Origin of the sequence: Oceaniovalibus guishaninsula JLT2003, from assembly GCF_000299575.1 — a bacterium.
GTDB lineage: Bacteria > Pseudomonadota > Alphaproteobacteria > Rhodobacterales > Rhodobacteraceae > Palleronia > Palleronia guishaninsula.
The window spans coordinates 1-5808 of the sequence record NZ_AMGO01000018.1 but is presented as its reverse complement, the minus strand read 5'-3'; the positions used below and the strand labels follow the sequence as shown (position 1 = coordinate 5808).

Sequence of the window (5808 nt, the reverse complement as noted above, 5' to 3'; positions counted from 1 at the left end):
CCGCGATCCCGGCCACGACCACACCCACGACCAGGTCCGGCCAGTTCGTTCCCAGCCAGGCGACGAGACCGCCAGCCACGACGATCCCGAGGTTCGCGGCGAAGTCGTTCCAGCTGAAGGTGTTCGCCGCGCGGATGTTGACGTCCGGTTCGCGGAGTCGGGCGAGCAACCAGACGCAGACCGCGTTGATCGCCGCGGCGATCAGGGCCATGGCGATCATGATCGTCCCGAGCGGATCTGACCCGCCGATGTAGCGGCGCCATGCATCGTAGAGGATGCCTGCAGCGAACAGGATCAGCAGCCCACCGGAGATGTTCGCCGCTCCGCGTTTCCATTTGCCGGACCGGGACAGCGCAAACAGGCTGATAGCGTAGACGAAGCTGTCGGAAAGGTTGTCGAGGCCGTTGGCGATCAAGGCGCTGGAATCGCCGAACGCACCGGTTGCAAAAAAAGCCACGGCCAGACCGATATTGAGCGCCAGAACGATCCAGAGCGTGCGTCTCTCTTTTGAATCTTGTTCTGCGGCCATTTCTCGTTTTCGGCTCGTGGTTTACGATCGAAGAACTCCTGCGGCTGGTCTAAGTTCCTGCCGCGACATTGGCATGGTCCAATCAGGCCCCAATCTCGTCGTGCTCGGTCAGACATTCAGAATGGTCCCGCAATACCTCCAGCACCCGGCAATCCGCTGTCCGCCCGCCGCTGCACTCGTGGACCATGCGTTTCAGTTCCGTGCGCAGCGCCTTCAGGCGGGCCATGCGCTGCTCCACCCGTTTGAGCTGGCGACGCGCGATGGCATCAGCTTCATCACAGGGCCGATTGGGATGGTCGCTGAGGTCGAGCAGCTCGCGGATCGCATCGAGCGAGAAGCCGAGTTGCCGCGAGTGGCGGATGAAGGACAGGCGATCGAGTTGTGAACCGTCGTAGCGCCTCTGTCCGCCCTCGGTCCGGCCAGGTTCGGGCATGAGCCCGATCTGCTCGTAGTACCGGATGGTCTGCACCTTCGTGCCGGTCTTCTTTGACAGAGTGCCGATCGTGAGCATTCTCACCTCCAGAAAAAGTATACAGTCCTTGTAGGTTTTGCGGTGTGAGCGGGCAAGTGCGGGATTCACAGGCGCGTGATGTCGCATCAAGGCGCCATCTTCATGCTTGAACCTTCAGTGGCTAGAGGATGTAGACGCGCAGACACACAAGGATCAATGGCAGGCGAACAGGATTGTCTCTTACATCGGCACAGAAGTTTCTTTGGGTTTTGGCAGGCGTGGCAGCGCTTGCCTTCGTATGGCTTTTACTCTGGTCCGACTATCGTGCCGACAGCGCCCGAACTGACGCCGAGCCGCCTTTCTTCGCTGAGTTCGAACTGACGGACCACCAGGGTATGGTTCGAACCGAGAAGGACTTTGCGGGGCGCTGGATGCTTGTTTTTTTCGGCTTTACCAACTGCCCCGACGTCTGCCCGACGACCCTATCTGAGGTCGCGGCGGTGATGGACGGTCTGGGCGACGATGCCGCCAAGGTCCAGCCGATTTTCATCACCATCGACCCCGAACGGGACACGCCCGCCGCACTCGCCGAATACGTCCCGCTGTTCGATGCGGGCATCATCGGTCTGACCGGCACGCCGGAACAGATCGCCGCCACCTCCGAGACGTTTCCGATCTTCTTTGAACGCGTCGAAGAGGCTGCGGCGCCGGATGGTTACACGATGGGCCACACGTCGCATTTGTTCCTCTTCGATCCCGACGCGGGCTTCGCCGACTCGTGGCCCTACGGCACCTCCGCCGAAGAGATCTTCGCCGATCTGGAAGAGAGGATCTGACCGAAATGAACCGCATATCCGGAGAAACAGCCCTCGGGCTGGCGTGGATCATCGCGCTCGTCGCCTCGCTTGCCGTGCTTTTCATCGGCGAGGTGCTGGGGCAGACGGCCTGTGTGCTGTGCTGGTTCCAGCGCGCCTTCATGTTCCCCTTGGCCATTGTCCTCGGGCTCGGCCTTTGGTGGCGGGACGGCCGCGTGGGGCGCTACGGCATCGCATTGGCGCTTGGCGGCGGCGCAATCGCCCTCTGGCACATGGGGCTGTACGTCGGTCTTGTTCCCGAACGCATCCAGCCCTGCACGGCCACCGGCCCCTCTTGCACCGATGACAACCAACTGGTCTTCGGCATCCCGATCCCGCTGATGGCGCTCGCCGCCTTCGCGCTGATCGGGGCGCTGTCGGCCCTTTCACTGAAGGACACACGAACATGAACCGACGCGGCCTGATCCTGTCCGTTCTCGCCCTCGGCGTCGCCGGTTTCGGCGGAGCCACCTGGTTTGCAACCCGCCCTGGCCCGGTGGCCGAAGCGGAGCCCGTTGCGCCGGAACTCGCGGACGCGATGATCCGCCCCTACTCGCCCATCCTCGGGCCTGCGGAAGCGCCCGTCACGATCGTCGAATTCTTCGATCCGGCCTGCGAGGCCTGTCGCGCCTTTCATCCCATCGTGAAGGACATCATGGCCGAGCATGGAGATGCTGTCCGCGTCGTGATCCGCTACACGCCCTTCCACGGCGCGGCATCCGAGGAAGCGATCCGCGTGCTCGAGGCGGCGCGCATGCAGGACATTTACGTGCCGGTGCTCGAGGCCGTTTTGCGGGAACAGCCGAGATGGGCGTCGCACGGTGCCCCGGAGCCTGGTCTGATCCTTCAAATCGCCGCCACGGCCGGACTCGATGCCGAGGCCGCGCGCACGCAAATGCTGGCACCCGATGTCGTGGCGATCCTGAACCAGGATCGTGCTGACGTCGAGACCGTGGGAATTCGCCAGACGCCCACATTCTTCGTGAACGGCAAGCCGCTCGATCCGTTCGGGGAGGCAGAACTGCGGCGATTGGTGGCTGCCGAAGTCGCTGCCGCGCAAAGCTGAATGGAAAGGGCAAGATCAATACGATGAAAAAGTATTTTTTGACCAGCACACTGGCGGCGCTTTTGACCCTTGGCGGGCTCTCGGTGCCCGCGCTGGCCGGACCCGAGGATGTTGTCGTAGAGAACGCGTGGTCCCGCGCCTCCATCGGGATGAACCGTCCCGGAGCCGCCTACATGACGATCCGCAACACTGGCGACGAGCCGGTGACGCTGATCGGCCTTACAACACCGCTCGCGATGATGCCCGAAATTCACGAGACGAAGACAAATGCCGAAGGTGTAAGCTCCATGAGCCCGGCGGGGGAGATCGCGATCGCGCCGGGCGAGAGCGTCGCGCTCGAACCGGGGGGCCTGCACGGAATGCTGATGCGGCTGCAAGAACCGATGACGGAAGGGGAAACCTTTCCGCTGACCCTGCTTTTCGACGACGGAGGCGAAGTGACGGTCGAGGTGCCGATCCTCGGCATCGCCGCGCGGGGGCCGGAGGACTGATGCGGCGACGGGCGATCCTGGTGTACGGCGCGGCCGTTGTTGGGGCGGTCGCCCTGATGCTCTTCGTCGGTTGGTGGCGGGTCGACGGACCCGGTGCACCCGCACCTGTCGGGCAGCGGCCTGTGACCCTTACCGAGATGGACTTCCGTCTGACGGATCATGAGGGCAACGCGGTCGGGCCGGAAACCCTCATCGGGCGACCGACGATGGCGTTCTTTGGCTTCACCTACTGTCCCGATGTCTGCCCGACCACGCTATCGGACATTTCGGGATGGCTCGACGATCTGGGAGACGAGGCCGACGAGATGAACGTGGTTTTCATCACGGTCGATCCCGAGCGCGACACTGTCGAAACGATGGCCGAATATGTCGGCTACTTCCATCCGGCGATCCGCGGCTGGACGGGACCGGAAGAGCAGATAGCGCGCGTCGCGGACGGCTTCCGCGCCACCTACGAGCGAGTACCGGCGGAGAGCGGCGATTACACGATGAACCACACCGCGAGCGTCTTCCTGTTCGCAGCCTCTGGGCGATTCGTCACCATGATCGACTATCACGAGCCCAAAGAATTCGCGGTGCCGAAGATCCGCCGCGCGCTGGAAGAAGAAATGGAGGGGGCGACATGAGGCTCAGAACTTTGGCGGCTTGTGTCGCAATTGCGGGGACGGTTTCGAGAGCGGCTATCGCCATCTCTGATTCCATGTCGAAAGAACCCGTGCCGCCGGAACTTGCCCAGGCAGGTAGCTGGATGCCCCAAGGTCCTGAAGCCCCCCAGAACGTTGACATCCCCGTGACGCTGCCCGTGACGGTATGGGCAGAAGATGCACCCGACCTCGGCCCCCTCGCCCCTTCCTGCAGGTCGCGTTTGCCGACAGGCCGGTAAGGGCGATCGAGCCACCGCTGTCGATGTGGTCGCGCGACATTGCACCTGGCGAGACGCTCGATTTCTTGCTGTCCGAAGCTGGACTTGCGGCACCTGACAGAGCCGAAGTTGCCCTCGCGCTTGGCGCGGAATACGATCTGCGACGGCTGCGGCCGGGGCACTCGGTCACTGTTGCTTCGACCATGGACGGCAGCCCCCGCACCTTCTCACTCGCCGTCGAGGACGGGGTTCGGATCGAGGTGGTTTTCGGCGAGCAGTTGTCCACACAGGTCGTGGCTCCGGATCCGGAGATCGTAACCCTTGCCGGCGAAGCCGTGATCGACAGCTCGATCTTCGCGGCACTCGACGAAGCCGGCATACCCGCCCGTTTTTCCGTGGACCTTGCGCAGATGCTGGGTGGGACCGTGGATTTCCGCCGCGAGATGGCCGGCGGCGAAACACTAAGGCTTCTCTGGCGTGAGGCGCGGGTCGGCGAGGACAGGATCGGACAGCCCGAACTCGCCTTCGCCGCACTGGAGATCGGCGGTTCGCTCTACGAGATCGTATGGCCTGACGACGGCAGCGGTAAGGCGACGATCTACGTCGATGGCGAGGTGCTGCGCGTCTTCGCACAGCCGGTCGAGGGTGCGCGCCTCAGCTCGGTGTTCGGGCGCCGCACGCATCCGGTCTTTGGCAACGTCCGGATGCACACCGGCGTCGATTTTGCAGCGGCACGCGGGACACCGGTTCAAGCGACGGCACCGGGGCGGGTCAATTTCATCGGCTGGCGCGGCGGATATGGTCGCGTGGTCGAAATCTTGCACGGCTCCGACACCATGACGCGCTACGCGCATCTGAGCGCCGTGCCCGAAGACTTGGCACAAGGCCAACGCGTTGCTGCGGGAGACGTGATCGGCCGCGTCGGCGCGACTGGCACGGCGACAGGTCCGAACCTGCACTATGAGGTGCTCGTGGATGGGCGCCCGACTGACCCCCTCTCTGACGACCGGCTCGCAGAAGCGGCCGAGAGCGATGCGGATGATACCGCCGCGCTCTCGCGTCTGGCCGAGGCGCGGGCGCTTCTGAATGAAAACCTCGGCAGCGAGATTGCCAAAACGACAACCGAAAGGCTCTGACCCATGAAACGCATGACCCAAGCTCTTGCCATCACGCTCGCCCTGTTCCCAGCGGCCCAGGCCCTCGCAGAGGCAACGGCGATCGACGTCCGCAAGACCAACGGATGCGGCTGCTGCCTCTCGTGGATGAAACATCTCGAAGAGAACGGGTTTGTGCCGACCGGCCAGGACATGTTCGGCGGGCTTCTCGTGCGCTTCAAGCTAGACAACGGCGTGCCGCAGCGCATGGTCTCCTGCCACACCGCGCTCATTGACGGCTACGTGATCGAGGGCCATGTCCCAGCCGCTGACATCCGCCGCCTTCTCGAGGAGCGCCCGGACGCCGTCGGCCTCGCTGTTCCGGGGATGCCCTATGGCTCGCCCGGCATGGGGCCAGAAGACGACCGCGAGGCCTATGATGTCGTCCTCATCCGCAAGGA

8 protein-coding genes and 1 pseudogene are annotated in these 5808 nt (G+C 63.7%); 7 read left to right on the top strand and 2 right to left on the bottom strand.

Features of this window, described 5'->3' with window-relative positions; translation table 11 throughout:
• On the bottom strand, positions 1 to 529 hold a 529-nt coding region (locus tag OCGS_RS05530; protein WP_040610614.1), incomplete at its 3' end, for a cation efflux transmembrane domain-containing protein.
• Between the two features lie 82 nt (positions 530 to 611).
• Positions 612 to 1040, bottom strand: a complete 429-nt coding sequence (locus OCGS_RS05525; protein ID WP_007426244.1) for a MerR family transcriptional regulator — start codon at positions 1038 to 1040, stop codon at positions 612 to 614.
• Between the two features lie 209 nt (positions 1041 to 1249).
• On the opposite strand from OCGS_RS05525, the gene OCGS_RS05520 reads away from it, so the two are divergent.
• The 7 genes and pseudogenes from OCGS_RS05520 to OCGS_RS05490 all read left to right on the top strand — a co-directional run.
• Positions 1250 to 1816 (top strand): SCO family protein, encoded by a 567-nt coding sequence (locus OCGS_RS05520; protein WP_040610613.1) that lies wholly within the window; start codon positions 1250 to 1252, stop codon positions 1814 to 1816.
• Positions 1817 to 1821: 5 nt separating this feature from the next.
• Positions 1822 to 2244, top strand: a complete 423-nt coding sequence (locus OCGS_RS05515) for a disulfide bond formation protein B (protein ID WP_007426242.1) — start codon at positions 1822 to 1824, stop codon at positions 2242 to 2244.
• A complete protein-coding gene (locus OCGS_RS05510) occupies positions 2241 to 2900 on the top strand; it encodes a DsbA family protein (protein ID WP_007426241.1) in 660 nt (219 codons plus the stop codon). The genes OCGS_RS05515 and OCGS_RS05510 overlap by 4 nt, the downstream gene beginning before the upstream one ends.
• 23 nt (positions 2901 to 2923) lie before the next feature.
• Complete coding sequence (locus OCGS_RS05505; RefSeq protein ID WP_040610612.1) at positions 2924 to 3391, top strand: copper chaperone PCu(A)C; 468 nt, start codon at positions 2924 to 2926, stop codon at positions 3389 to 3391.
• On the top strand, positions 3391 to 4017 hold the full coding sequence (locus OCGS_RS05500) for an SCO family protein (RefSeq protein WP_040610611.1): 627 nt from the start codon (positions 3391 to 3393) through the stop codon (positions 4015 to 4017). Before OCGS_RS05505 ends, OCGS_RS05500 begins: the two co-directional genes overlap by 1 nt.
• A pseudogene (locus OCGS_RS05495) lies at positions 4014 to 5389 on the top strand (peptidoglycan DD-metalloendopeptidase family protein). The gene OCGS_RS05500 and the pseudogene OCGS_RS05495 overlap by 4 nt, the downstream one beginning before the upstream one ends.
• Positions 5390 to 5392: 3 nt before the next feature.
• A partial coding sequence (locus tag OCGS_RS05490; RefSeq protein ID WP_040610616.1) for a DUF411 domain-containing protein occupies positions 5393 to 5808 on the top strand: 416 nt, incomplete at its 3' end.

What these genes read in the sequence shown, in the direction of transcription:
- OCGS_RS05525 (WP_007426244.1), bottom strand. Translation starts at nt 1,040, where the DNA reads ATGCTCACGATCGGCACTCTGTCAAAGAAGACCGGCACGAAGGTGCAG.
- OCGS_RS05515 (WP_007426242.1), top strand. Translation starts at nt 1,822, where the DNA reads ATGAACCGCATATCCGGAGAAACAGCCCTCGGGCTGGCGTGGATCATC.
- OCGS_RS05510 (WP_007426241.1), top strand. Translation starts at nt 2,241, where the DNA reads ATGAACCGACGCGGCCTGATCCTGTCCGTTCTCGCCCTCGGCGTCGCC.
- OCGS_RS05505 (WP_040610612.1), top strand. Translation starts at nt 2,924, where the DNA reads ATGAAAAAGTATTTTTTGACCAGCACACTGGCGGCGCTTTTGACCCTT.
- OCGS_RS05500 (WP_040610611.1), top strand. Translation starts at nt 3,391, where the DNA reads ATGCGGCGACGGGCGATCCTGGTGTACGGCGCGGCCGTTGTTGGGGCG.